24 protein-coding genes and 1 tRNA gene are annotated in these 24578 nt (G+C 71.1%); 15 read left to right on the forward strand and 10 right to left on the reverse strand.

Annotated elements, in window-relative coordinates; all coding sequences use genetic code 11:
• Positions 1-37: 37 nt before the first annotated feature.
• The 4 genes from JGS22_RS08440 to JGS22_RS08455 form a co-directional block, all read right to left on the reverse strand.
• Positions 38-850, reverse strand: a complete 813-nt coding sequence (locus tag JGS22_RS08440; RefSeq protein WP_211042202.1) for an ABC transporter permease subunit — start codon at positions 848-850, stop codon at positions 38-40.
• Positions 847-1773, reverse strand: a complete 927-nt coding sequence (locus JGS22_RS08445) for an ATP-binding cassette domain-containing protein (RefSeq protein WP_211042201.1) — start codon at positions 1771-1773, stop codon at positions 847-849. The genes JGS22_RS08440 and JGS22_RS08445 overlap by 4 nt, the downstream gene beginning before the upstream one ends.
• Before the next feature lie 193 nt (positions 1774-1966).
• Positions 1967-2701, reverse strand: a complete 735-nt coding sequence (locus JGS22_RS08450; RefSeq protein WP_211042200.1) for a response regulator — start codon at positions 2699-2701, stop codon at positions 1967-1969.
• Positions 2702-2813: 112 nt separating this feature from the next.
• Complete coding sequence (locus JGS22_RS08455) at positions 2814-3587, reverse strand: TIGR03084 family metal-binding protein (protein ID WP_211042206.1); 774 nt, start codon at positions 3585-3587, stop codon at positions 2814-2816.
• A gap of 353 nt (positions 3588-3940) precedes the next feature.
• On the opposite strand from JGS22_RS08455, the gene JGS22_RS08460 reads away from it, so the two are divergent.
• Positions 3941-4513: a GNAT family N-acetyltransferase gene (locus JGS22_RS08460; protein WP_211043861.1), complete on the forward strand. Its 573-nt coding sequence runs from the start codon at positions 3941-3943 to the stop codon at positions 4511-4513.
• Positions 4514-4522: 9 nt separating this feature from the next.
• Here JGS22_RS08460 and JGS22_RS08465 read toward each other — a convergent pair whose 3' ends face one another.
• A complete protein-coding gene (locus JGS22_RS08465) occupies positions 4523-5791 on the reverse strand; it encodes a sensor histidine kinase (protein WP_236073083.1) in 1269 nt (422 codons plus the stop codon).
• A 195-nt stretch (positions 5792-5986) separates the two neighbouring features.
• Between JGS22_RS08465 and JGS22_RS08470 the strand changes: the two genes are divergently transcribed.
• Positions 5987-7405 carry an ATP-binding protein gene (locus JGS22_RS08470; protein WP_211042287.1) on the forward strand — a complete coding sequence of 473 codons (1419 nt, stop codon included), beginning with the start codon at positions 5987-5989 and terminating at the stop codon, positions 7403-7405.
• A gap of 65 nt (positions 7406-7470) precedes the next feature.
• On the opposite strand, the gene JGS22_RS08475 is transcribed toward JGS22_RS08470, so the two are convergent.
• The gene (locus JGS22_RS08475; protein WP_211042286.1) at positions 7471-9792 is read right to left on the reverse strand and encodes a terpene synthase family protein; all 2322 of its coding nucleotides are present in this window, start codon (positions 9790-9792) and stop codon (positions 7471-7473) included.
• A gap of 413 nt (positions 9793-10205) precedes the next feature.
• Here JGS22_RS08475 and JGS22_RS08480 point away from each other — a divergent pair, with 413 nt between their 5' ends.
• Positions 10206-10793, forward strand: coding sequence for an HhH-GPD-type base excision DNA repair protein (locus JGS22_RS08480; protein WP_211042285.1), 588 nt, complete (start codon positions 10206-10208; stop codon positions 10791-10793).
• A 161-nt stretch (positions 10794-10954) separates the two neighbouring features.
• On the opposite strand, the gene JGS22_RS08485 is transcribed toward JGS22_RS08480, so the two are convergent.
• The gene (locus JGS22_RS08485; protein WP_211042284.1) at positions 10955-11338 is read right to left on the reverse strand and encodes a VOC family protein; all 384 of its coding nucleotides are present in this window, start codon (positions 11336-11338) and stop codon (positions 10955-10957) included.
• A gap of 349 nt (positions 11339-11687) precedes the next feature.
• On the opposite strand from JGS22_RS08485, the gene JGS22_RS08490 reads away from it, so the two are divergent.
• From JGS22_RS08490 to JGS22_RS08500, 3 genes are all read left to right on the forward strand, one after another.
• Entirely contained in the window at positions 11688-13274 is a 1587-nt protein-coding gene (locus JGS22_RS08490; RefSeq protein ID WP_211042283.1) for a M28 family metallopeptidase, read from the forward strand.
• 276 nt (positions 13275-13550) lie between these two features.
• Entirely contained in the window at positions 13551-13847 is a 297-nt protein-coding gene (locus JGS22_RS08495) for a type II toxin-antitoxin system VapB family antitoxin (protein WP_211042282.1), read from the forward strand.
• Between the two features lie 260 nt (positions 13848-14107).
• Entirely contained in the window at positions 14108-14773 is a 666-nt protein-coding gene (locus tag JGS22_RS08500; protein WP_211042281.1) for a LytR C-terminal domain-containing protein, read from the forward strand.
• A 239-nt stretch (positions 14774-15012) separates the two neighbouring features.
• On the opposite strand, the gene upp is transcribed toward JGS22_RS08500, so the two are convergent.
• A complete protein-coding gene (gene upp / locus JGS22_RS08505; protein ID WP_211042280.1) occupies positions 15013-15648 on the reverse strand; it encodes a uracil phosphoribosyltransferase in 636 nt (211 codons plus the stop codon).
• 101 nt (positions 15649-15749) lie between these two features.
• On the opposite strand from upp, the gene JGS22_RS08510 reads away from it, so the two are divergent.
• The 9 genes from JGS22_RS08510 to JGS22_RS08550 all read left to right on the forward strand — a co-directional run bounded on the left by JGS22_RS08510 (position 15750) and on the right by JGS22_RS08550 (position 22406).
• Positions 15750-16001, forward strand: coding sequence for a hypothetical protein (locus JGS22_RS08510; protein ID WP_236073084.1), 252 nt, complete (start codon positions 15750-15752; stop codon positions 15999-16001).
• Positions 16002-16315: 314 nt separating this feature from the next.
• Positions 16316-16864 carry a tRNA adenosine deaminase-associated protein gene (locus JGS22_RS08515; RefSeq protein ID WP_211042279.1) on the forward strand — a complete coding sequence of 183 codons (549 nt, stop codon included), beginning with the start codon at positions 16316-16318 and terminating at the stop codon, positions 16862-16864.
• 223 nt (positions 16865-17087) lie between these two features.
• Positions 17088-17627, forward strand: a complete 540-nt coding sequence (locus tag JGS22_RS08520; RefSeq protein ID WP_211042278.1) for a nucleoside deaminase — start codon at positions 17088-17090, stop codon at positions 17625-17627.
• Positions 17628-17830: 203 nt separating this feature from the next.
• A tRNA-Ser gene (locus JGS22_RS08525) sits at positions 17831-17917 on the forward strand.
• Between the two features lie 243 nt (positions 17918-18160).
• A complete protein-coding gene (locus JGS22_RS08530; protein WP_211042277.1) occupies positions 18161-18700 on the forward strand; it encodes a hypothetical protein in 540 nt (179 codons plus the stop codon).
• A 250-nt stretch (positions 18701-18950) separates the two neighbouring features.
• Positions 18951-19112: a hypothetical protein gene (locus tag JGS22_RS08535; protein ID WP_211043823.1), complete on the forward strand. Its 162-nt coding sequence runs from the start codon at positions 18951-18953 to the stop codon at positions 19110-19112.
• A gap of 252 nt (positions 19113-19364) precedes the next feature.
• Positions 19365-20156, forward strand: a complete 792-nt coding sequence (locus tag JGS22_RS08540) for an RNA polymerase sigma factor SigF (RefSeq protein WP_247486504.1) — start codon at positions 19365-19367, stop codon at positions 20154-20156.
• A gap of 198 nt (positions 20157-20354) precedes the next feature.
• Positions 20355-21272 (forward strand): RNA polymerase sigma factor SigF, encoded by a 918-nt coding sequence (locus JGS22_RS08545; RefSeq protein WP_211043825.1) that lies wholly within the window; start codon positions 20355-20357, stop codon positions 21270-21272.
• A gap of 348 nt (positions 21273-21620) precedes the next feature.
• Positions 21621-22406, forward strand: a complete 786-nt coding sequence (locus tag JGS22_RS08550) for a hypothetical protein (RefSeq protein ID WP_236073085.1) — start codon at positions 21621-21623, stop codon at positions 22404-22406.
• A 124-nt stretch (positions 22407-22530) separates the two neighbouring features.
• Here JGS22_RS08550 and JGS22_RS08555 read toward each other — a convergent pair whose 3' ends face one another.
• Positions 22531-23787, reverse strand: a complete 1257-nt coding sequence (locus tag JGS22_RS08555; RefSeq protein WP_443742857.1) for an IS30 family transposase — start codon at positions 23785-23787, stop codon at positions 22531-22533.
• Positions 23788-24050: 263 nt separating this feature from the next.
• Complete coding sequence (locus tag JGS22_RS08560; RefSeq protein WP_211040794.1) at positions 24051-24266, reverse strand: hypothetical protein; 216 nt, start codon at positions 24264-24266, stop codon at positions 24051-24053.
• Between the last annotated feature and the right edge of the window lie 312 nt (positions 24267-24578).

Genomic DNA, 24578 nt, shown 5'->3' on the forward strand with positions numbered 1-24578 from the left:
AGCGCACACCCGCGACCTCGGTGCAGGCCCGTGCGGCTCAGTGCACGTCGCGCAGCCGGAACGCCGTACCGGCCACCAGCAGTACGCCCACCGTGTAACCGGCGACCAGCAGGAGCGACGCGCCGGCGCCGAGACTGCCGACCACCTCCGCGCCGGCGTCGGAGGTCTGGATCACCTTCTCCAGCGCGGCGGTCGGCGAGACGCCCGCCACCCAGCCCTGGAAGTCGCCGAAGAGCGGGCCGAGGAGCGACGGCAGGAGCAGCACCGCCACGGCCGCGGTCACCGCACCCGCCGAGTGACGCACCAGCAGGCCGATCGCCAGCCCCAGCAGCCCGGAGACGGCGAACGACGCCGCAGCGCCGAAGAGCGCGGGCAGCGGCTCGCCCTGCGCGTACGTCCCGCTCGGCAGCAGTGCGTCTCCCAGCAGATATGCGGCCGTGCACGAGATCAGCCCCACCGCGTACAGCACCGACGCCACCAGCGTCGTCTTGGCCGCCACCACCGTGCCGCGGCGCGGACAGGCGGTGAGCGTCGTACGGATCGTGCCGCTGGCGTACTCGCCGCTGACGACGAGCACACCGAACACGGCCGCCAGCATCTGTCCGACGACGGCCAGCGTGAGACTGCCGCCCAGCACGGTGTCGTCGGGCTGCAGGCTCTCGCTGAGAGCGACGAACACCGCGCCGAGGGCGGTCACCGTGCCGGCAGCCACCGCGGTCCACAGCGTCGAACGGACACTGGTGAACTTGATCCACTCATGGCCGATCGCCTGCCGGAAACCGGCTCTCCCCGCGGGCGGCCGGGGCTCGGCCCTCAGCTCCGTCCTGTCCGTCCTGGTGTCCCCTCTCATCGGGCAACCTCCTTCTCGGGCCGGGCGCGGTAGCGCGCGGCGGGTTGGGCCAGCTCCGTGTAGACGTCCTCCAACGAGGAGTGGCGCGGGGTGAGTTCATGGATCGCGTGGCCGTGCCGGCGGGCGAGATCGCCGATGACGTCCGCGCTCAGCCCCTCGACGCGCCAGCCGCCGCGCGGCTCCGGCCGCCACCGCGCGCCCCGCCCCTCCACCAGCGAGCGCAGACCCTCCGGCTCGGGCGTTCGGACCAGCACATGGCCCTGCGAATGCGTCTCGATGAAGTCCCGCATCGTGGTGTCCGCCAACAGCCGTCCCCGGCCGACGACGATCAGATGGTCCGCGGTGAGCTCCATCTCGCTCATGAGGTGGCTGGAGAGGAAGACCGTACGGCCCTGCGCGGCAAGGGACTTCAGCAGATCGCGCATCCAGCGGATGCCCTCGGTGTCCAGTCCGTTGACCGGTTCGTCGAGGATCAGCACCTCGGGGTCGCCGAGGAGCGCGGCGGCGATGCCGAGCCGCTGCCCCATGCCGAGCGAGAAGCCGCGGACCCGCCGACGGGCGGTGTCGGCGGGCAGCCCCACCAGCTCCAGCACCTCGTCGACCCGGTCGCGCGCGATGCCGTTGCTGACCGCGAGGCCGAGCAGATGCCGCTGGGCGGACCGTCCGCCGTGCACCTCTCCGGCGCCCAGCAGCGAACCGACCGTACGCAGCGGCGAGGGCAGCCCGGAGTACGGCACCCCGCCGACCGTCACGCCGCCGGAAGTGGGAGCGTCCAGGCCCAGGATCAGCCGCATCGTGGTCGTCTTCCCGGCTCCGTTCGGGCCGAGGAAGCCGGTGACGCGGCCTGGTTTCACGTGGAACGTCAGTCGGTCGACGGCGACGTGGTCGCCGTAGCGTTTGGTGAGTTCTCTTGCTTCGATCATGCTTCCGAAGCTAGAAGCGCCCGCCGCTCCTGCCATCCGCCAACGGGAGTCGAGCACTACACCCCACGACGTACCTCGGCCCGGCCCGGCACGGGAGGCGGCCGGCGGCGACCGGAGGCGGCCGGTGGCGACCAGTGGCGGTCGGTGGCGCGGCCGGCGGTCCGGCTCTGCGGCGGCGGCCACGACGCCCGCCTCAGGCGGGTGCGCCGCCCCGTCCTCCGGCCCGTACCAGCCCCGTCTCGTACGCGAACACCACCAGCTGCGCACGGTCCCGGGCGCCGAGCTTGGTCATCGCCCGGTGGACATGGGTCTTGGCGGTGTACTGGCTCATCAGCAGCTCACGGCCGATCTCCTCGTTGGTCAGCCCGGCCGCCACCAGCGCCATCACCTCGCGTTCACGGTCGGTGAGCGCACCGAGCCGTTCGGCGCCGGCCGCTTCCGGCGCCGCGAGCCTGGCGAACTCCTCGATCGTTCTGCGCGTCACCGCCGGCGCCAGCAGCCCCTGACCGGCCGAGACCGTACGGATCGCCGCACGCAGCTCGTCGGGCTCGACATCCTTGAGCAGAAAGCCCGCCGCCCCGCTCCGCAGCGCCTCGAAGACGTACGAGTCGATCTCGAAGGTGGTCAGTATCAGCACCCGGACCCCGTCCAGCGCGGGGTCCGCGGCGATTCTGCGGGTCGCTTCCAACCCGTCGATACCGGGCATCCGGATGTCCATCAGCACCAGATCGGGCCGGGTCATCCGTACCGCCTCGACGGACTGCACGCCGTCCGCGGCCTCGGCGACGACCACCAGGTCCTCGGTCAGTTCGAGCAACGCCCGGAAGCCGGCCCGCACCACCGTCTGGTCGTCGGCCAGTACGATCCGCACGCGTTTCGCCTCGACAGCCTCGGCGGCCTCGGGCCCCGGCGGCTCCTGCTCGGTCATGCGGCACAGCGTACGGCGCGACCGACCCCGCACACGGGGGATCGCGGGGACGCGGGCTGCGGGTCGGCGGCGGCCGTACATGCTCCCGGGCAGGCGTCGCGGTGCCTCTCCTTCAGGGCGCCGACGGCTTGCGTCCCTCGCCCGGCGGGCCGGCGAACGCCTGCGCGAAGTCGAGCCAGGCGTCGGCCTGTTCGCCGTGTGCGACCATCGCGAGGTCGTCGCGGTGACGCCTGCGGGTGACCAGCAGGCAGAAGTCGAGCGCCGGTCCGGTCACCCTCTGGCCGGCCTCCTCCGGGCCCCAGGTCCACAACTGCCCGTCGGGACCCAGCAGTTCGACCCGGAACGGCTCATCGGGGGCAGTCCGGCCGTTGACCGTGTGCGCGAAGTCCCTTGTCCGGACGCCGAGGTGGGCGACATTGCGCAGCCGGTTGGTCGGTGTGCGGACCACACCCAGTGCGTCCGCCACGTCCTGGCCGTGCGCCCAGGTCTCCATCAGCCGCGCCGTCGCCATCGACATCGCGCTCATCGGCGGCCCGAACCACGGCAGTTTGGTGCCGGAAGGCACCCCGGCGAGTGCCTCCGCCAGCGCCGATCTGGTCGCGCGCCAGTGGTCGGCGAGATCCGCGCGCTCGGCAGCCTCCGCAGCGGCACGGTCGACGTACCCCTCCAACTCCCCCATCGAGCGCTCCAGTTCGGCGCGGAACGCGTCCGGCCGGGTCGCCGAGAGCAGGGCGACCTCGTCCGTCCAGGCGAGGTGCCCGATCTGGTGCGCGACAGTCCAGCCGGGCGCCGGTGTCGCAGTGCCCCAGCCCTCGGGCGCCAACTCCCGTACGAGGCGGTCCAGTTCATCACCCTCCGCGCGCAACTCAGCGGGCACGCCGGTCACACGGGGGGTGCGGCCCTGCGCGTCGGCCGCGCCTGCTGAGTCCTGTGCTGTCTCGGAGGAGGTCACGCCCTCAACGTCGCACGCGCCACGGCGAAGGACAACACCCCTACAGCCCGAACGAGCCCGTCCGCGACACCCCAGCCCGCCGCCGGCCAACGCTGACCGACACCCGTCGACGCCCACCGACGCCCGGAACGATCGCCGCCCCCGCCGCCCGCCTCCGACGCCGTCCGCACCTCCCCGCGAGCAGCGGACAGACAGCTTGAGCAACCCGGTCAACGCGCTCAGCCCCGGCACGGCGAGCAGCCCCGATACTGCGGGCAGCGCGGGGTTCCCCGTGGCACGGTGTGTCCATGCCTCTCGATGTGCGTCCGGCCACCGCCTACGACGACGTCCGCGCGCTGGTTGGCCCCAAGTCCCCCGCCGCCAACGTCTGTTGGTGCCTGAGTTACCGGCTGCCCTCGAAGCTCAACAAGGAGCTGCGCGGCCCGGCCCGCGGCGAGTACGTGGCCGGGCTCTGCCGCGAGGAACCGCCGCCGGGCGTACTCGCGTACGAGAACGGCGAACCGGTCGGCTGGGCCGCCGTGGCGCCCCGCGCGAACACCTCCTTCGCCCGCAACCGCAAGATTCCCCACGTGGACGACGTGCCGGTCTGGTCGCTGTGGTGCATCCGGGTACGGCCGGGCCACCGCAAGAAGGGCGTCTCGCACGCGCTCATCGCCGGCGCGGTCGAGTTCGCCCGCGAACGTGGCGCCCCGGCGGTCGAGGCCTATCCGCTGGACAACCTGGGCGCCAGGGTCGACCTGACCATGGCCTACCCGGGGCTGCGCCGGAACTTCGAACGCGCCGGTTTCGTCCACGCCGCCGACACCACCTCCGTACTCGCCGGCCACCCCCGCGTCCTCATGCGCCTCGACCTGCGCTGACCCACCGGCTCACCCGCACGACCTGCACCGACCGGGCCCGAAAGCTGCTCCCCGCCCGAGGCCGCACCCACACCCACGCCCACACCCCGGCTCGCCGATCTCGACGAGCTGGTGGACCTGACCCGTGAACCGGCCGCGGCGGAGGGCGAGTTGCCGTTCGTGGTGGAGCTGGCGGCGTACGTTGGTCAGCGCCTCCTGGACGATCCGGTACGCCGCCAGCTCCACCACGAACGGCAACTCGCCCTCCGCCGCGGCCGGTTCACGGGTCACCTCCACCAGCAGCCGCCCCTGCGAGCCGGCGACGACCGTCACCTCCACCCGTCGGGCCCGGCTGTGGCGGCGTACGTTGGTCAGCGCCTCCTGGACGATCCGGTACGCCGCCAGCTCCACCACGAACGGCAACTCGCCCTCCGCCGCGGCCGGTTCACGGGTCAGGTCCACCAGCAGCCCGTCCGCCCGCGCCCGGTCCACCAGCTCGTCGAGATCGGCGAGCCGGGGTGTGGGCGCGTTCGAACCGGGCTCCTCCCGCAGCACCGCGAGCGTGGCCCGCAGCTCCCGTACGGCGTCCCGGCCCGACGCCCGCACCTGCCGCATCGCCTCGGCCGCCACCTCGGGCCGGTTCTCCCGCGCGTCCAGTGCGAGGCCGGCCTGCACGGTCATCCCGGTCACCGTGTGCGCCACGATGTCGTGCAGTTCGCGGGCGATGCGCACCCGCTCCTGCCGCACCCGGCGGGCGGCCTCCGCCTCGCGCTCCGCCTCGGCCCGTTCGGCGCGGTCCGCGTACTCCCGAAGCAGTTCGGCCCTGGTCCGTACGACCTCGCCGAGCAGCAGCGGCACCAGCGGCCACACCAGCTCCAGCATCGGCGCACCCTGCGGATTGGCCCGGCCGCCGACCGTGAGCGCGACCAGCCCGGACAACACCGAGGCGACGACCGCCGTCACCACGGTGCGACGGCGATCGCCCTGCACCGCGACCGTGTAGAGCGCGACGATGACGGGGAGGTTCAGCAGCTCGCCCACATGCCCGTTCAACGCCCAGCCCGCGCACGCCGCACCGGTCACCACGGCCACCGGAACCGGCCATCGGCGCCTTCCCAGCAGGGCCGCCAACGACACCGCGAGCAGCACCCACGTCAACGGACCGGCGGGCTCGTACCCCGGGTAGCTGACCGCGGCGTCCGCCCCCGTCAGCAGCCCCACGACCACGACGACCAGCACGTCCACGGCCACCGGCGAGACCCCCCGCACCAGCCCCGCCACCCGCTCGACCGTCACCATGCCCCGACGGTAAGCACCCGCCGACGGCCACGCATACGACACGAGGAGTAGAGCCCCCTCGAAAAAACACCCCTAACCATCCCAAAGCGAAGTGGATACTAGCGCCAGAGATAGTATCGCCAGCGATACTATTCCCAGCGCTAGTATCCGAGCGATTCGGATGAGCGCACGGCATCGGTTGTGGAGGTGGCCCGCTTGCAGCAATTCATCGGCCGTACCCGCGAGTTGAGGATCCTGGACGACGTGCTGGAGTCGGTGCGCGACGCCGAGGGCGGCGAGAAGCCCGGCAAGTGCCTCCTCATTCGCGGGCGCAGACGCGTCGGCAAGTCCAGCCTCGTCGAGGAGTTCCTCCAGCGCGGGCAGCACCCCTACGTGTTCTTCACCGCCTCCGGCGCCTCGGCCGAGATCGAGCTGGACGCGCTCTCGGACGAGGTGAGCCGCTCCTCACTGCCCCGGCGCGACCTGTTCACGGAGGAGCCTCCGGCCAACTGGAACGCCGCGCTTCGCCTGCTCGCCGACGCGCTTCCGGACCACAGTCCCAGCGTGGTGGTCATCGACGAAGTCCCCTACCTCATGGACCGGGTCGACGCCTTCGAGGGAATGCTGCAACGCGCCTGGGACCGGCTCCTCTGCCGCAAACCCGTGCTGCTTCTGCTGGTCGGCTCCGACCTGTCCATGATGGAGGCCCTCAACAGCTACGAACGCCCCTTCCACCAACGCGGCACCGAGCTCGTGCTCGGTCCGCTCAACCCAGCGGACATCGGCCGGATGCTCTCGCTGGAGCCGCCCGCCGCCATCGACGCCGCGCTGGTCACCGGAGGTCTGCCCCTGATCTGCCAGGAGTGGCGGCCCGGCGCCTCGGTCCGGGAGTTCCTGACCGGCGCCCTGAACAACCCGACCTCCGCACTGCTCGTCTCGGCCGAACGCTCACTCGCCGCCGAGTTCCCGCCCCGAGCCATGAGCCGGGAAGTGCTGCGCGCCATCGGTTCGGGCGAGCGCAGCTTCACCAACATCGCCAGGGCGGCCGGCGGGATCGCACACACCACGCTCAGCCGGGCGGCCGAACTGCTCGTGGAGAAACGAGTGGTGGCCGCGGAGCTGCCGATCTCGCTCCATCCGTCCAAGGAACGCCGCTACCGCGTGGCCGATCCGTATCTGCGCTTCTGGCTCACCTTCATCGAGCCCCACATGGCAGAGATCGAGCGCATGCGGGGGGACCTCACGCTGGAGCGCATCAAGCGGCAGTGGAGCAGTTGGCGGGGGCGGGCCGTCGAGCCGCTCGTCCGGGAATCGCTCGCGCGGCTGCTGCCCGACGGCGCACTGCCCACCACCCCCGCCGTCGGCGGCTACTGGACCCGGAGCAACGACGTCGAGATCGATCTCGTGGGCGCGGACCGGGCACCGATCGCCAAGAGCCTGCACTTCCTCGGCTCCGTCAAATGGCTCGAATCCTCACCGTTCGACCGTCACGACCTGGCGGCACTGCAACGACACCGTGCACTGCTCACCGAGGAAGCCGTCCCTCTCGTCGCCGTCAGCCGCAGCGGCTTCGACTGCGCCGGGCTCGACGCGACGTACGGGCCCGGCGAGCTGCTCGAGGCCTGGGCCGACTGACTCGGCCCCGTCGCGTCGGCGTCGTACGGCCGGGGTGGGCCGTACGACGCCGGGGGCGGTGGGGTTCAGCCGCGGTGCACGGCGCCGGTGGTGACCGAGGTGCCGGGGCGGCCGGCCAGTGGGCCGAGCCTGGCGGCCGAGGTGCCGAGGCCGGTGAGCGCGCCGGGGAGAGCCCGGGTGCCGGGTGCGGTGAGGGCGCCGGGCGGCAGCGGCCCGGCCGGCATGTGCCGGGTGGTGGCGGGGTTGCCGTGGCTGAGGTCCTCCTCGCGGTAACGGCGGCAGCCCCGGTGCCAGTGAAGGATGCCGGAGAGCCAGTTCTCCAGTTCCGCCACGTAGCCGCGCAGGACCGCGCGGGTCTCCTCGTCGAGGTCGAAGTCGTCGTAGAGCACGGGCAGTTCGTGCGCGGCGACGTGCTGGAACTGGCGCATCCGGCTCTTCATCAGATCGTCGATCACGCGCAGCGCGGTCGGGTAGTCGCAGTCGAAGAAGTTCTGGACGACGAGGACGCCGTTGTGCACCTCGCCCTCGTACTCGATCTCCTTCTGGTACGAGAACACGTCGTTGATCAGCATGGCGTAGTCGGAGGCGGCGTTCTCCAGTGAGCGCATCGGTCCGCTGCGGTAGACCTCCTCCGGCACGCTCTGCCCGTGCCCGATGCGGCACAGGCTCATGGTGAGTTCGGAGCCGAAGGTCATCCGGCGCATTTCCAGGTAGTCGACCGGGTCGGGGATGCGGTGCTGCGCCTGGTTGGCCAGCTCCCAGAGCCAACTCCCGGTCATATCCGTGATGGTGGCGCGGAACGTGGCTCTGGCCGACGGCGTCATCGGCTCGGAGGTGCGCAGCCACAGGTCCAGCAGTCCGCGCTCAAGTGCGTTGGCGGGTACGGGAGTCGGCTCGGCCGGGTCGAGCGGCATGAAGGACGGGAGCCGGTCGGTGCACAGTTTGGCGCCCACCAGGTCGCGGGTCGCGCCGAAGACCACCGGATAGTAGTCGTCGCCGTAGGTGCCCCAGGTGAGCCACTGGGAGCTGAGGTCGAGGGCCTCGGGGGTGGCGTCCGGGTGGATACCCGCGGCGCAGAGCGGGAAGTCGTAGCCGGCCAGCGCGTCCCGGCTCCAGATGTCGGAGAGCGGTACGCCGGGCTGCGGCTCCAGCATGCCCATCGCCTCGCCCCAGTCGACGGTCGCCCGGCGCGAGGCATCGAGGTACGGGCTGAGCCCGACCTTGAACGGCATCTCGAATTCCGGGAGTTGGGAGGGCCCGGTCCGCCGGAAGGGCACATGGGTGAAGCTGCGCCGGCGCGCGGTCTCGGACCGTACGGTGAACGGCTTGACCGTCGCGGCGGACGTACCGAGGCCGCGGGGAACGGGGAGGGTCCAGGTCCCGCCGCCGCTGTTGGCACCGCCGTTCATGTAGCGGCTGGAGCGCATGTGCCACTCGTGGCCGCCGGACTGCCAGTCCTGGAGCCCCTTCACATAGGCCATCACCGCGGCACAACCCGCCGGGTCGAGCCCGAACTCGACGAACAACGGCGGCAGTTCGGTGACGACGGTGTTCTCGAACTGGTGGAGCCTGGAGGTGAGCAGATCGTTCACGGAGTCGGCGGACTCCTGCGTGGAACACTCCAGGAAGGTCTCCAACACCAGTACGCCGTTGCTGAGTTCACCCTCCTCCTGGGTCTCGCGCTCGTAGGAGAAGAGGTCGTTGCGCAGGTGCACGCCGTCGCTGAACGCGTCCCGCAGCACCCGCAGCGGCCTGGAGTACGCGACGGACGCGGGGACTTCGGCCTGCGCCGCGTACTCCACCAGCCCGGCCGACCAGGGCGCACCGCCGACCTTGCGGCGCATCTCGATGTACTCGACGGGGTTGGGGACGCGCCCCGCGTTGATGTTGGACAGCTCCCAGAGCGACTCGTTCAGCAGGTGCTCGGTGCTCTCGGCGAACCGCGCCCGCCAGTCGAGCGACATCTCCGGCACCGTACGGGCCCACAGATCCGCGAGCCCCGCCTCGACCGGGTTGGTCGGCTCGGGGAAACCGTCGGCCAGGTCCATCGGCATGAAGGCGGGCAGCCGGTCCAGGTACCGCTTGCCACCGGCCCGGTCCTGCGAGCGCTTGAACGTTTCGAGGAAGTGGTCGTCGAAGAAGAAGACCCACACGTACCAGTCCGTGACCAGCGACAACGCCGCGTCCGAGCAGTCCGGGTGGGTGTAGGCGCACAGCAGGGCGTAGTCGTGCGCCTCCAGATCACGCTCCTCCCAGATGCCCGAGCCCTCCAGCATCCCCATCCGGTGCGCCCAGGTTCTGGTGTGGGTCCGCGCGCTCTCCACGTGCGGATTGAGACGGGCGGGGTGCGGCAGATAGAAGTCGGGCAGTTCGAATGGCTGTGACACCTGTTCGGCCTTTCCCAGGGCGGTACCTGTGGAGTCCTGTGCGGTTCGTACGACCCGGTGCGGTCCGTACGGTCCGGCACCGCCCCGCGGTCCGGCGCGGAACGCGGGGGCGGCTCCGTCGGATGCGAGCGGGCGGCCTGTGCTCAGACGGCCGAGGACTACCCGCACCCCGCAGCCGCTATCCGGCTCGCCCCCGCGCGCGGCGGGGGGACGTCCGTGCGAGAGGTCGCACCGAGGAGTGAGGCCCCTGGTCCACGGCCTGGTCACGGGCCCGGTGCACAGGCCCGCTCACGGGCCCGGTCGGGCAAGTGGCGGGCGGGCCCGCGGCAGCACGCGTCGCGGGGTCGTCGCCGGGGGCAGAAGCGTACGCGGCCGGGTGTGCGCGGGCGTCGCCGTACGGGGATGATCGGGGCATGGACGCTCAACTTCGGCTCGCCCAACAGCCCGAGGCCGACGAGCTGCTCAGCCGCAGCCCACTGGCCGCGCTGGTGGGCATGCTCCTCGACCAACAGGTACCGATGGAGTGGGCCTTCAGCGGCCCGCGCACCATCGCCGACCGAATGGAATCCGACGACCTCGACGCCCACGAGATCGCCGCGTACGACCCCGAGGCGTTCGCCGAGCTGCTCTCCGCCAAGCCCGCCGTGCACCGCTACCCCGGCTCCATGGCCGGCCGGGTGCAGAAGCTCTGCCAGTACCTCGTCGAGCACTTCGACGGCGACGCAGAGGCACTGTGGCGGGACGCCACCAGCGGCAGGGAACTGCTGAAGCGGCTGAACGACCTCCCCGGCTTCGGCAAGCAGAAGGCCCAGATCTTCCTCGCACTGCTGGGCAAGCAGCTCGGCGTCACCCCCGAGGGCTGGCGCGAGGCCGCGGGCGACTACGGCACGCCGGACGCCCACCGCTCGGTCGCCGACATCACCGGCCCCGAGTCACTGGACCGGGTACGGGCGCACAAGCAGGAGTTGAAGCGCGCCGCGAAGGAAGCGAAGGCCACGTAGCCGCGGCACCCCGAGCGAGTCGTCCGCGGCGCCCGTCGCGTCGGCCGTCCCCACCACCGGGCACCTGCCGGCAGTCTCCGACCCCGCCGGGCCGACGGGCCGATCAGCCGCCGCACCGGACCCCGCAGCTCCGCGGGGCTCGGCAGCTCCGCGGGGCTCGGTCACCGCGTCGGCTCCATGAACTCCAGCCGGTTGCCCAGCAGGTCGGCGGTGTGGAAGCGGCGGTAGCCGGGGAAGTCCTCGTTCCGGGTGACCTCCCGGCCGTGCGCCGTCAGCCGATCGGCGAGCGCGTCGAGGTCGTGCACCAGAATGCCGGGGTGTGCCTTGCGCGCGGGGACGAAGTCGGCCTCCACGCCCAGGTGCACCTCCAGCCCGCCCGACCGGAACCAGCATCCGCCCTTGGCTCTGAGCGCCGGCGGCTTCCGCACCTCGGTCATCCCGAGCAGATCGCCCCAGAACCTGCGGCACGCGTCCTCCGAGCCCGGCGGCACAGAGATCTGCACGTGGTGCAGGCCGGCGATACGGAACGTCACATTCCTTGTCATTCAACTCCCCTCCCGTCAGGGCGGGTTCACCAACCCCCCACCCACGAGCCGCCCGCTCCGCGACACGCCGCCAGGTGACCCGCCCGTCGCTTTCCGTGCAGGTCAGCGATTCCGCGCCGCCTGACTCAGCCTCAGGAATCGACAGGAAACTGCCACACTCCACCCATGGAGAGTAGTCATATCTCCGCCAAATCTCCCCAATACGGTCATCACATTCGGTGATGTCTGCCACAGGCGTTCCCACCCGGTCGACCTGCCGCTAGCTTTCCCTTCCATCACGTCCGCAACCCGGACGCCGCTGTCCCGACGCCGAACAGCAACGTCCCGCCGCCCGGAAGGACTCCGTCGAGTGCCATCACCGCAGAAGAGGAGACGCCGCACCCTCGCCGCGCTCTCCGTCGCCGCCCTCGCCACCCCGCTCCTCATCGGCAGCGCCGCCCCCGCGAGCGCCGCCGACCCCGCGAGCGAGGGTCGGAAGCTCGCCGAGAAGCTGGTGAAGAAGACCGGCAAGAAGAACGCCCTGAACCACATGAGGGTGTTCCAGGCCATCGCGCTGGCCAACGAGAACAACCGCGCCGCCGGCGCCGCAGGCCACGACCTCTCCGCCAAGTACGCGGGCACCCTGCTGAAGGCCGCCGGGTACAAGGTGACCTACCAGGACTTCGACTTCATCTACCGCGAGACGGTCGAGGAGAAGCTCAAGGTGCTCGCGCCCAACGAGCGCGACATCAGCATCAAGCTGATGACGTACACCAAGAGCACCGAGGAGGGCGGGCTGGAGGCGCCGGTCGCCGAGGTCCCGATCGACGACAGCGACGAGGCGCTCACCGGCTGCGCCGCCGAGGACTACAAGGACTTCGAGGGCAAGATCGCGCTGATCCAGCGCGGTGGCTGCTCCTTCGCCGAGAAGCAGTCCGCCGCGGGTGAGGCCGGCGCGGCCGGCGCCATCATCTACAACACCGAGGACGGCGAGCTCAACGGCACCCTCGGCGACCCGGACGAGGGCGTCATCCCGACCGGTGGCATCAGCAAGGCGGACGGCGAGGCGCTCTCCGAGGAGATCGCGGCCGGCGAGGTGAAGGTCAACCTGGAGATCATCGAGTTCCAGGAGGAGCGCACCACCCCGAACGTCATCGCGGAGACCCGCGGCGGCGACGAGAACAACGTCGTGATGGCCGGCGCGCACCTGGACTCGGTCAGCGAGGGCCCGGGCATCAACGACAACGCGTCCGGTTCGGCCGGCGTGCTGGAGGCGGCGCTCCAGTACTCCAAGGCGACCAAGCAGTGGATGGGCAAGCACGCCAAGAACCCCGCCAACAAGGTGCGGTTCGCCCTGTGGACGGCGGAGGAGATCGGGCTCCAGGGCTCGGAGCACTACGTCTCCGAGCTGTCGAAGAAGGAGCAGGAGCAGATCGCCCTGTACCTCAACTACGACATGATCGCCTCGCCCAACTACGGCCTCTTCGTGTACGACGGCGACGACTCCGACGGTGAGGGCGAGGGCCCGGGCCCGGAGGGTTCGGCGCAGATCGAGTACAAGCTGAACAAGTTCTTCGAGGCTCGTGGCGAGGAGTCGCGGGGCACCGACTTCAGCGGACGCTCCGACTACGGCCCGTTCATCGCGGTCGGCATTCCCTCCGGCGGAACCTTCACCGGCGCCGAGGGCAAGAAGACCGAGGAGCAGGCGAAGCTCTGGGGCGGCAAGGCCGGCGTCGACTACGACGAGTGCTACCACCAGGAGTGCGACAACCTGGGCAACGTCGACAAGAAGGCGCTCGACATCAACGTCAAGGCCATCGCGCACACTCTCGGCCACTACGCCTGGGACACCTCCAGCCTGGAGGACGAGGTGCCGTTCGCGCCCACCAGCGGCGGCACTCCGAGCGGTGGCGGTCTCCACGAGCACCACCACGACGAGGAGCCGGTCGCGAAGTAACCGGCGGCGGGCCCCGTACGCGAACCGCGGGACGCCCGGGAGCGCCGAATCCGGCCACCCCGATCCCAGCTCGGTTCCGCACAGGCACCGCGACAGCATCGGCGGGCGCCGAACCCACGAGGTTCGGCGCCCGCCGCACGTACGGCCCGACAGCCCCCGGAATGAGGAAGTCCGGTGCACCGCGAGGGGACTTGTGCCAGGAAATCTTCCGCTTGCCCGCTATGCGTCACCCCGGCGAGGCTGCGCCGTCGGCGGTGCGCCCGGTAGGCTTTCCGTGTGATCTTCAAGCGCATCGGAAACGGTCGGCCCTATCCGGACCACGGCCGGGACAGCACCCGCGACTGGGCGGATGTCGCCCCGCGCCCGGTACGCCTTGACCAACTGGTCACCACCAAGGGCCAGCTCGACCTGGAGACCCTCCTCGCCGAGGACTCGACCTTCTACGGCGACCTCTTCGCCCACGTCGTGAAGTGGCAGGGCGATCTGTATCTGGAGGACGGCCTGCACCGCGCCGTCCGGGCGGCACTTCAGCAGCGCCAGGTGCTGCACGCCCGCGTACTCGAGCTCGGCTGAGCCCGGCACACGGACTCCCGCACACGGACTCACGCACACGCCCCGAGACCCACGCACGGCGGGGCTCTCGGGCGGGACTGACGGGGCGGCAGGGCCTTCGCGCCGCTCACTCGCGGCGCGTACGGAGTCCTACGGCTTCACGGAGCGAGGCCCGGCAGAAGCCCGCGAGCGGCCCGGCGCAAGCCCGGCAGGGCGCCTTCGATCCACGATCGGTTGAGCAGCTTGTAGGACTGCCGTGCGCTGACGGCTACCCTGCGAACATGAGCATGCTGACACCCCCGGGCATGGGCGGTAAGTACCGCATTACGGGCAACCGTTTCCCCAAGATGCACAGGCCGAAGCGCCGATTCCGACTGGTGTTCCGGATCGTCGCGAGTACGGCCGCCCTGGGTCTGGTCGCCTGGGGCTCGGTGCAGCTCATCGATGTCTTCACCACTGATTCCGGCGGCGACACGGTCAAGGCGTCCAGCGCGTCCGGCCCGGCCTCCGGCGACTGCAAGCCGGGCGCAGCCGGGGCCGACGCGGCTCCGGTGAAGGCTCCGAAGCCCTCCGCGATCACCGTGAACGTCTACAACGCCACCGACCGCACCGGGCTGGCCAAGGACACGGCGGACGAGCTGAAGAAACGTGGCTTCAAGATCGGTGAGGTCGACAACGCCCCGGAGGGCCTCGACAAGAAGGTCAAGAAGTCCGGACTGCTGCTGGGCGCCCCGGCCGCGCAGAAGGACGGCTCGCTGGCCGTCCTCGGCACGCAGCTGGCCAAGGCCGACACCAAAACCGACGGCGCCCGCAAGGGCAAGGCGGCCAAGAGCGTGGACCTGGTGATCGGCGACGGGTACAAGACCCTGGTCAAGGCCGCGTCCGCGGACCGTGCGGTCACCGAGCTCACCAAGCCCCGCCCCACCCCGTCCCCGTCCCCCTGCTGACGAGGGCGGACACCCGGCCGGTCGGCAGAGTCCGTCGGCGGGCCCGCCCGTACGCAGGGGCCCCGCCTGTACGACGGGGTCCGTCCGTACGACGGGGTCCGTCCGTACGACGGCTGTCGGCGGTCCGACAGAATCCGCCGGCTTTGACGACGGTCGTCCGCAGGCGGCGGCACGAGCACCGCGAAGGGGCCGGGAAGCATCGCGCTTCCCGGCCCCTTCGGCGTCCCGCCACCCGCGACTCAGCCGGCGGTGCCGTACATCCGGTCACCCGCGTCGCCGAGACCGGGGACGATGTAACCCAGGTCGTTGAGCCGCTCGTCCACCGAGGCGGTGACGACGGTGACCGGGGTGCCGGCCAGCTCGCGCTCCATCACCTCCACGCCCTCGGGCGCCGCCAGCAGGCACAGCGCCGTGACGTCGTCCGCGCCGCGCGAGATCAGCTCCTTGATCGCGGCGACCAGGGTTCCGCCGGTCGCCAGCATCGGGTCGAGCACGTACACCTGCCGTCCGGAGAGGTCGTCCGGCATCCGGGTCGCGTAGGTGGAGGCCTGGAGGGTCTCCTCGTCACGGATCATGCCGAGGAATCCCACCTCTGCGGTGGGCAGCAGCCTGACCATGCCCTCCAGCATGCCCAGACCGGCCCGCAGGATCGGCACCACCAGCGGCTTGGGGCTGGAGAGCCGGACACCGGTCGTCTCGGTGACCGGCGTGGCGATGTCCACCTGCTCGGTACGGACGTCGCGGGTCGCCTCGTACGCGAGCAGGGTCACCAGCTCGTCGGCGAGGCGCCGGAAGGTCGGGGAATCGGTGCGCTTGTCGCGCAACGTAGTCAACTTGTGCGCCACCAACGGGTGGTCGACGACGTGGGTCCGCATGTCTCGACAGTAGCGGAGCACCAAGAGGGCAGTGCCCCCTCGGGGTGGCGGGAAACCGTCGCTCCGGGGCAAGGTAGTCGGATACGCCGGAGGTGACTTGTATGTCCGATCTGACCGGTCGCAGCGATGGGCCGCTGCCCCCGTCCGGGCGCACCACCTCGCGCGCCGTCCTGTCCACCGCGGTGGACGACGGGCTGTGCAGGGGGACAGTGGACAGCGATCGACTGCGCCGCCGGGCCCGGTTCCTCCGGGAACTGAGCGAGGCCCGGGCGCTGCGCGAACGGGTTCAGCCCAGGCGCGCCCGGGTCGCACGGATGCGCCGACAGATGCGGATGCGCACATTCCGCTGGTGAAGATCCGACCGCACCAACTCCCCCCACAGCAACGACATCCGGCCGTTCCGTAAACAGCACCGCCGACGCACGCCCGAAGACTGCTCACCAGGGGTGCCTTTCTGTCACGATTCCGATTGGTGGGGAGCTTCCCCACCGGGGTCTGCCCGACGGACCGCGCCGGGCCGGGCGCGGAACCCGTCGCCGTACAACGCGAGGCGGAGGAGGCAGTCGACGCGCGGAGCGCGGCCACAGGCGCCGTCGGTCCGGGCCGAGATCCACCAGGACAGACCTCTGCTCTCTCGGGAACTCAGGCAACCAGTGGGAGATTCACGGTGTACTTCGCCGCAGTGCTCGCGCGTACCTCTGACGGATGGCAAGCGAGCGACACAGAACTCGACAACGTGGAGACCCTCACCGACCTCGCCGATCTGGCCCGCGAAGCGGTCGCCGGGGACGAGGACGACACGGTGCTGGTCTGTATCGAACATGAAGGCGCGTGGTTCGGTCTCGTCCGCGTGGACGGCGAGGACGACCCGCGCATCTACGTCTCCAACGCCGCAGCCGCGGCGCGCAGCGCGTACGGCGAACTGCTGCTGACTGACGAGCTGCTCGGCCGCGACCCCCTCACCCCCGAGGACCTCGACAGCCTCGTCGACCTCGACGGCACCGAGGACGGCGAACCCGACCGGGACGAGGGCTCCGACGGCGGCGACACCCCGCCCGACGCCGCGACTCTCCCCGAGGGCCCGGTCGGCGAACCGGAGTTGCTGGAGGACCTCGGCATGGGAGAGAAGGACGTACTCGCGCTCAGCTCGGAGGACGCGTTGAGCGGTATCGCCGAGGCACTCGGCTGCGCGGACGTCCTCGAAGCGGTGCGGTAGCCCGGCCGCGAAGTCGCGGTACGGCGGCGGTACGGACCGCGGCCCTACCGCGACGCCGTGCGGTCGGCGGGGAGCCGCCCGGCGCGGGGAGCACGGCGGCAGGCGGAGTCTGGCGGCGTTCGGCTCTGATGCGCTCGGTGCAGGGCGGCGTTCGGTGCAGGGCGGCGGGCAGCAGAGTTCGGCGGGTTAGTGCGGCCCGACCCGGCTCGGGCAGACTGGCGCCATGGACGACCCGCTGCGCGACCCCTGGCTCCCCGCGATGCGGCTGGCCCTCGCCGAAGCCGAACAGGCCGCGCGGGAGTCGGACGTACCGGTCGGGGCCGTCGTCCTCGGCCCGGACGGGCAGCTCCTCGCCACAGCCCGCAACGAGCGCGAGGCGACCGGCGATCCCACCGCGCACGCCGAACTGCTCGCCCTGCGCCGCGCCGCCCGCGCGCTGCACACATCGGCCGCCGATCCGACTCCCGGCACCGCCCGCACCACCCACGAGTGGCGGCTGACCAACTGCACCCTCGTCGTCACCCTGGAACCGTGCACGATGTGCGCGGGCGCCGCCGTGCTCTCCCGCGTCGATCGTGTGGTCTACGGCGCCCGCGACGCCAAGGCGGGCGCGGCCGGTTCGCTCTGGGACGTCGTGCGCGACCGTCGACTCAACCACCGTCCCGAGGTGATCGCCGGCGTCCTCCCCGAGGAGTGCGGCCGACTGCTCACCGACTTCTTCCGCCGCCCGCGCACCGGCCCCGCGGACAACCCCGCGCCGTAACCGCGCGCAGGGCGTACGGGCAGCGGCGGCGGGTGTGCGTCGTACGCGCCGCGCCTCGGACGGCCGCCCGGGGCCGCCGTACTGCGCGTCCGGACTGCGTCCAGGCTGCGGACGGACTGCGGACGGACTGCGGACGGACTGCCTGTGGGGCCTCACCGATACCGATTTCGGCGCACGGGCACCCGTGGGCTAGGATCTCTCTCGGTAGCGTGTCCGAGCGGCCGAAGGAGCTCGCCTCGAAAGCGAGTGAGGGGGCAACTCCTCCGTGGGTTCAAATCCCACCGCTACCGCTGGTGAAGGGCCGGACTCCATTGCGGAGTCCGGCCCTTCGTGCTGCTCGCCCCGGGCCCGTTCTCACGGGCCGCTGCCCACCCGCCCGGACTTCGGCGGCGGCCGGTGCTTCGAGGTTCTGACGGCGGTCCACCGTCCGACCCGGCCCGCACGGCCCGTCCTCGTTCGCAGGTTGATCGTCAACGACGGCCGCCACGCGGGTGGTTGGCAACCAGAGGCGCGTCGGGGCCGTCTCTGTGGTCATGGCCGACTCCAGCGAAGAACACCGCACCGCCCGCTCCTCCGTCGCCGATGACGTCGCCGGTCCGGGCGCCGGCACCCCGGTGGACGACGCCGTGAACGGTGGCGTGGACGACATCGACGACGAGGAGAACGCGCTGCGGACCGGGCCTTGGTGGCGTCACTCGCTGTGGGTGTTCTGCGTTCCGGTCGCCGGTACGGCGGTCGGCTGGCTCGACTCCCTGCACAGGTTCTGGCCGGAGGAGTACGGGATACCTCTTCTCGCCGAAGGTGCGGTGTGGCCGTACCTGGTGGCCTGGTTCGCGATCGGGGCGGCAGGGTCGGCCGTACTGCGAACGGCCGCGACGCGGGTGCCCATGCGGGGCGCGACCGTACTGGTGCTGGTGTGCACCTTCATGGGCACCCGGCTGTCGCTGCCCGGGCAGCCCGGCCCGGCGGTGCTGACTGTCGTGGGCGCGGTGCTGTTCCTGATGGCCGTCGGCTGGGCCGTACCGGCGGTGCGCCGGGGCGGCCGCCAGGGTCCGCCGCGCGCTCCCCTGTGAGCCCGCCGCCCAGGGTCCGCGTCGCAGCGGGACGGGACAGCAGCGGGACGGGGCGGGAACGGCGACGTACGGGGCGGGCCGGGGCCGGGGACGGGCGGTTCGGGGTGCGGTGCGTGCACGAAGAGCCCCGGTTGACCGTGGTTTGGGAGGGAAACCGACTGGTCGACGTGGGCGCGGAGCCGGTTAGACTCTCGCGATCGCCCGTTTGCGGCGGCCGACGGGGACAGCAGGCGCCGGGGAGGGTGACCGCGTGGACATCAAGAAGATCGCGATATACATCCTCATCGTCTTCGTGCTGTACACGATCATCAACTCCCCCGACCGTGCCGCGGAGCTGGTCCAGGTCGGCTTCGAGGGGATATCCGACGCGGCGCAGGGCGTCGGCGAGTTCATGACCGGCCTGGTCAACTGAGGCTCGGCGGCAGCCACCCGGCGTACCCGCACGACCCTGCGCCCCTTCACCGCACCGCTCGGCCCGCAGCGCTCCGACCAGCCGCGGGCCTTCTTCATGCGGTCCTCGAACGGCTGTCGGGCCCGCCAACACGGAGCCGACGGGTGCTTGCACACCACGACCAGGAATTGTGATGCTATGACCGCTTTTCCATGTTTTGTTTCACTTTGGCTGCTTCTGATGGAGCGGTTCTGACGAAGGGGTGGTCTGCCGGTGGCTGCGACTCAGGAACGTGAGGCGCGCAGCGCACGGAGCCGCGCCCTGACACAGGCGCTCTTCGAACGGCTCGGCGGGTGCGAGAAGGGCACCACCGAGTACCGCCGGGCCCGGTCCGCGCTGATCGAGGCGAACATCCCGCTGGTCCGCTACGTCGCCCGCCGCTTCCACAACCGCAACGAGCCGATGGAGGACATCGTCCAGGTCGGCACCATCGGGCTGATCAACGCGATCGACCGCTTCGACCCCGAACGCGGCGTGCAGTTCCCGACGTTCGCGATGCCGACGATCATCGGCGAGATCCGCCGCTACTTCCGCGACAACGTGCGCACCGTCCACGTGCCCCGCCGGCTGCACGAGATGTGGGCCCAAGTCAGCGGCGCCACCGAAGACTTGACCGTTCAGCACGGTCGTACGCCGACCACTGCCGAGATCGCCGAGCGCCTCAAGGTCCCCGAGGAGGAGGTGCTCGCCTGCATGGAGGCCGGCCGCGCCTACCGCCCGGCCTCGCTGGAGGCGGCCCAGGAGCGCGACGAGGGCATGCCGGGCCTGATCGACCGGCTCGGCTACGAGGACCCGGCTCTGGACAGCGTCGAACACCGCGAACTCGTACGGCACTTGCTGGTCCAACTGCCCGAGCGGGAACAGCGCATCCTGCTGCTGCGCTACTACGGAAACCTGACGCAGTCGCAGATCAGCGCGGAGCTGGGGGTTTCCCAGATGCACGTCTCGCGGCTGCTCACGCGGAGCTTCGCACGCCTGCGCGCCGCAAACACCATCGAGGCGTAACCGCATCGAGTGACTCGCGAGCGGCCCAACACCCTTCCGAGCAGCAGTGTTTGTCGACAAGACGCTACATCGCGTTGCTGACTTGTGACATTCTGCGAGAAGCGCGTTTGGCGAGGGCTCACCTCCGGTATTCAGCTGGGGGCGCTGTCTTCAGGCGACAACGCCACTGCGACCCGTCCGCGACCTCAAGGGAGTGGCATGTCCGTAGAACTGGGCAGCTCCAAGGTGCTCACCGACGAGATGACGACCTCCGCGCCGAGCGGCGCCCCGGAGCCGGCCGAGGCCGACCGCGCGCCGGAGAGCCGGCCCGCCGCCGGCGTCGAAGCCGTGCCCGCTCCCGTCAACGACGCTCCCAGCGACACCCGTACGCTCTCGCGCTCGCTCTTCCTGCGGCTCGCCGCGCTGGACGCGGACAGTGCGGAGCGGGTGTACGTGCGCGACACCCTCATCGAGCTCAACCTCCCGCTGGTGCGGTACGCCGCCGCCCGCTTCCGCAGCCGGAACGAGCCGATGGAGGACATCGTCCAGGTCGGCACCATCGGGCTGATCAAGGCGATCGACCGGTTCGACTGCGAGCGCGGCGTGGAGTTCCCGACGTTCGCGATGCCGACGGTGGTCGGCGAGATCAAGCGCTTCTTCCGGGACACCTCCTGGTCGGTACGGGTCCCCCGGCGCCTCCAGGAGCTGCGGCTCGCGCTGACCAAGGCCAGCGACGAGCTGTCGCACAAGCTCGACCGGTCGCCGACCGTGCCCGAGCTGGCCGTCTGCCTCGGGGTCTCCGAGGAGGACGTCGTCGACGGCCTCGCGGTCGGAAACGCCTACACCGCAAGCTCGTTGGACTCCCCCTCGATGGAGGAGGACGGCAGCGAGGCGTCGTTGGCCGATCGACTCGGCTACGAGGACACCGCGCTGGAGGGCGTGGAGTACCGCGAGGCGCTGAAGCCGCTCCTGGCCCAACTGCCCTCCCGCGAGCGGCGAATCATCATGCTGCGCTTCTTCGCCAACATGACGCAGTCGCAGATCGGCGAAGAGGTCGGCATCTCGCAGATGCACGTCTCGCGTCTGCTGACCCGTACCCTCGCCCAGCTGCGCGAGGGCCTCATCGCGGAGGAGTGAGCCGGCGCGGGAGCGAGCCGGCGCGGGAGCGAGCCGACGCGGGAGCGAGCCGACGCGGGAGCGAGCCTGCGCGGGAGCGAGCCGGCGCGGGAGCGAGCCTGCGCGGACGCAGGCGGCCGGCCCCGGCGCCGGTCCGACGGTGTCGCTTCTCCGTGCGGGCCGCCGCCCCCAGGGTGGCCGCGCACGAGTCCCAACGGCCCGCCGGGGCCCACCGGTTCGACGTGCGTCACGGACGCGTACCACTTCGGAGCGGAACGCAGCGGTTCGCCCGCATTGCGCCCGTAAAGCGCTCCCGGTTGCTCGCCGTCGGCACTTCACAAGCAGGCCGTCGCCGGTGAGACTGCACGGATGCGCGGGACGGACACTACGGCGACGACGACAGCGGCCACCCGGCCGACAGCGGCCACCGAGGCGGCAGCGACCGCGGGGTGGCGCTCCACCACCGGGCGCCGCCTCGGCACGGCGGCGACGGCGGCACTCTGCCTCGGCCTGCTCACGGCCTGCGGTTCCGGCGGGGGCGAGGGCGGCGGCTACGTCAACGACGGCGCGGCCGGCCCCGGGAGCGATTCGGCCTCGGGCCCACAGGCCCCCGACGAGGACGTACGGCTCATCCCGCTGAAGAAGGAACTCCCGCTGACCGACGCCCCCGGCGGCGAACGCGGCGAGGGGGCCGCCGCGAGCGGGAGCGGCGATCCCGACGATCCGGAAGACGGCCCCGGCACCGCGGGTCGCGGGGACGGGACCGGTGGGCCCGGAGCGGGCGGGGAGAGCGGCGGAAGCGAGGGCGACTCCTCGGGACCGCCCTCGCCCGGTGAGACGGCCGACGGCCCCGCGAAGCTCTCGGTGGGCGCCCACGAGCGCGCGGCGGGCGAAGAGCGCTGGTGCGAGCGCGTCGCCTTCCCGGTGACGAACTCGGGTGGTGCCGCGGTGAGTTCGGGCACCGTCACCTTCACGACCAGGATCGTCGGACTGCTCGGCGGCACCTGGGGCAACGTCGACACCCGGCAGAACCTGCGCGCCCCGATCGAGGCGGGCGCACGCGCCGACCAGAGCTACACGGTCTGTGTGGACAGCTGGCGCGTCCCGATAGGCATGAGCATCGAGACGACCGACGTCGAGGTCGACTGGAAGTAGCCGCCGGCGGGGAAGCAGCCGCTGCCGTCCGGCGATCGGGAGCTGCGGCGCCCTGCGACAGCCGAAGAGGCCCGGTCACCCGTACCAGGAGTACTTGAGTTCTAGCGATCATCGCAACACTGGCTCAGGCAGCGAGTAGATCACGTAGACGCTCGGCTGGTGTATCCCAGTCGAGCGTCTTGCGTGGGCGGCCGTTGAGTTCCTGCGCGACGTGTTCGAGATCCTCGGGGCTGTGCAGGCTCAAGTCGGTGCCCTTGGGGAAGTACTGCCGCAACAAGCCGTTGGTGTTTTCGTTCGAGCCGCGCTGCCAGGGCGAGGCCGGGTCACAGAAGTAGACCGGCATCCCGGTGGCCGGGGTGAACTGCCCGTGTCGTGCCATCTCGGCCCCCTGGTCCCAGGTGAGAGAGCCACGCAGATGACGGGGGAGGGTCTGGATGGTGCGGACCAGACCGTCACGGACGGCCAGGGCGTCGTGAGAGCTGGCGGGCAGGTGGACCAGCATGGTGTAGCGGGTGGTCCGCTCGACCAGGGTGGCGATAGCGGAGCGGCCGCCTGCTCCGACGATGAGGTCCCCTTCCCAGTGGCCGGGCACTGCTCGGTCCTCAACTTCGGCTGGACGATTACTGATCATGACCATCGGCTCGGTGAACCGTGGAGTGCGGCGGGCCGGGTCGCGTCGCGGCTTGCGGTGCGTGCGACCGGTGCGGATGGCGGCCTGAACTTCCCGCCTCAGACCGCCCCGGGCTTGGAAGTACAGTGCCTGGTAGATCGTTTCCACGCTCACCCGCATGTCCTGATCGTCGGGATGGCTCTTGGTCAGAGCGTGGCAGATCTGTTCCGGGGACCATCGTCTGCGCAGGCCGTCCTGGACGAAGTTCCGCAGCGGGCTCTCGCGTAGTAGCTTGCGCTCCTTCGGCCGGGGTCGACGCGCGGCGGAGGCTCTCTGCGCCGCGTAGGGGAAGTAGCCGGTGAGTCCCGCGTTGGCCTTCAGCTCGCGCGAGATCGTGCTTGCCGGGCGCCCCAGGGCCCGTCCGATGGCCCGCAGCGACTGCCCGGCAGCGTGCAGGTCGCGTATCCGCTCACGCTCAGAAAGCGTCAGAAACCGCGGGTGGAGCACCTTCTCCAGTGCCTTGAGGCTCACCGGCCTCACTGATGCCGTGGTGATCACACCGGACATCGTGACGGTTCCCGCCGCGTAGTCCACACGCCGGCCATCGGGATAGACCCGCGCGTCGCGGCTCTTCCTGATCCCGCAATCCCAGTCCCTGGCAGTGCGCTCGTTGACCCTGACCTGCTTGGCGGCCTCCCGGCGAGAGAATCCCCGGGCCCGGAGCTTGTCGTACTCCTCGCGCCGCGGGTGCCCCAGGCGCCCGGTGCTCATGCCCGCCTGACGGGCCAGCGCGAACGCGGTATTCAGGTTCAGCCCCAGCTCACGCGCCACGGGAGACACGCTCCCCACGACATCCAGCCGTTCAAGGAAGCGCCTCTTCAACGCCGGATCAAGCCTCTTACCGCCCACAGTCCTCGCAACTCCCATCGATCATGAGTGTTGCGAGGACCGCTAGAACCTAAGGTACGGGTGACCGGGCCTCTTCGGCTGTCGGATCTTCGGCCGTCAGCTCTTCGCTCGGCGGCGGGCCGGGGTCAGCCGACGGCGAGGAAGACCACCGCGGCCAGCACGGCGACCGCCACGACCACGCCCACGATCAGGCCGATCCGCGATTTCGCGGGCTCGGGCGGAGCCGGGCGGCTCGGACTGCTGCTGCTGCCGTCGTCGACGAAGGCGCGGAACATCTGGGTGCTCGCCGCGGGGTCTTGCTGGGCGCCGGGGCCCTGTGGTGCCTGGGGGTTCTGAGCCATGCCGCGACCCTAGCGAATGCGGGGTCCCTCAGGCACCCCGGCCTTTAGTCATTGTTTGCCTTGCGCGGAGATTGTTTGCCTTCCGCTGACCGGATCCGGTTGTTCGCCCCCACCCCCGCCCGTACAGTTGCTTAGAGCAACAAACTATCTCGGGTGGCTTCGAAGGGAGTGACGAGCAGGTGGCAGGACCGGCAGCATCCGGTGCGTCCAGCGCATCCGGCATATCGAGCACCACGCCCCGGGGGGCGGCACCTCCGGCGGAGAGGATCGCCGGCTCGGCACCGGTCGCAAGCCCCGGCAGGGGCGCCCCGG

The sequence above is a fragment of the Streptomyces tardus genome (assembly GCF_018101125.2).
GTDB lineage: Bacteria > Actinomycetota > Actinomycetes > Streptomycetales > Streptomycetaceae > Streptomyces > Streptomyces tardus.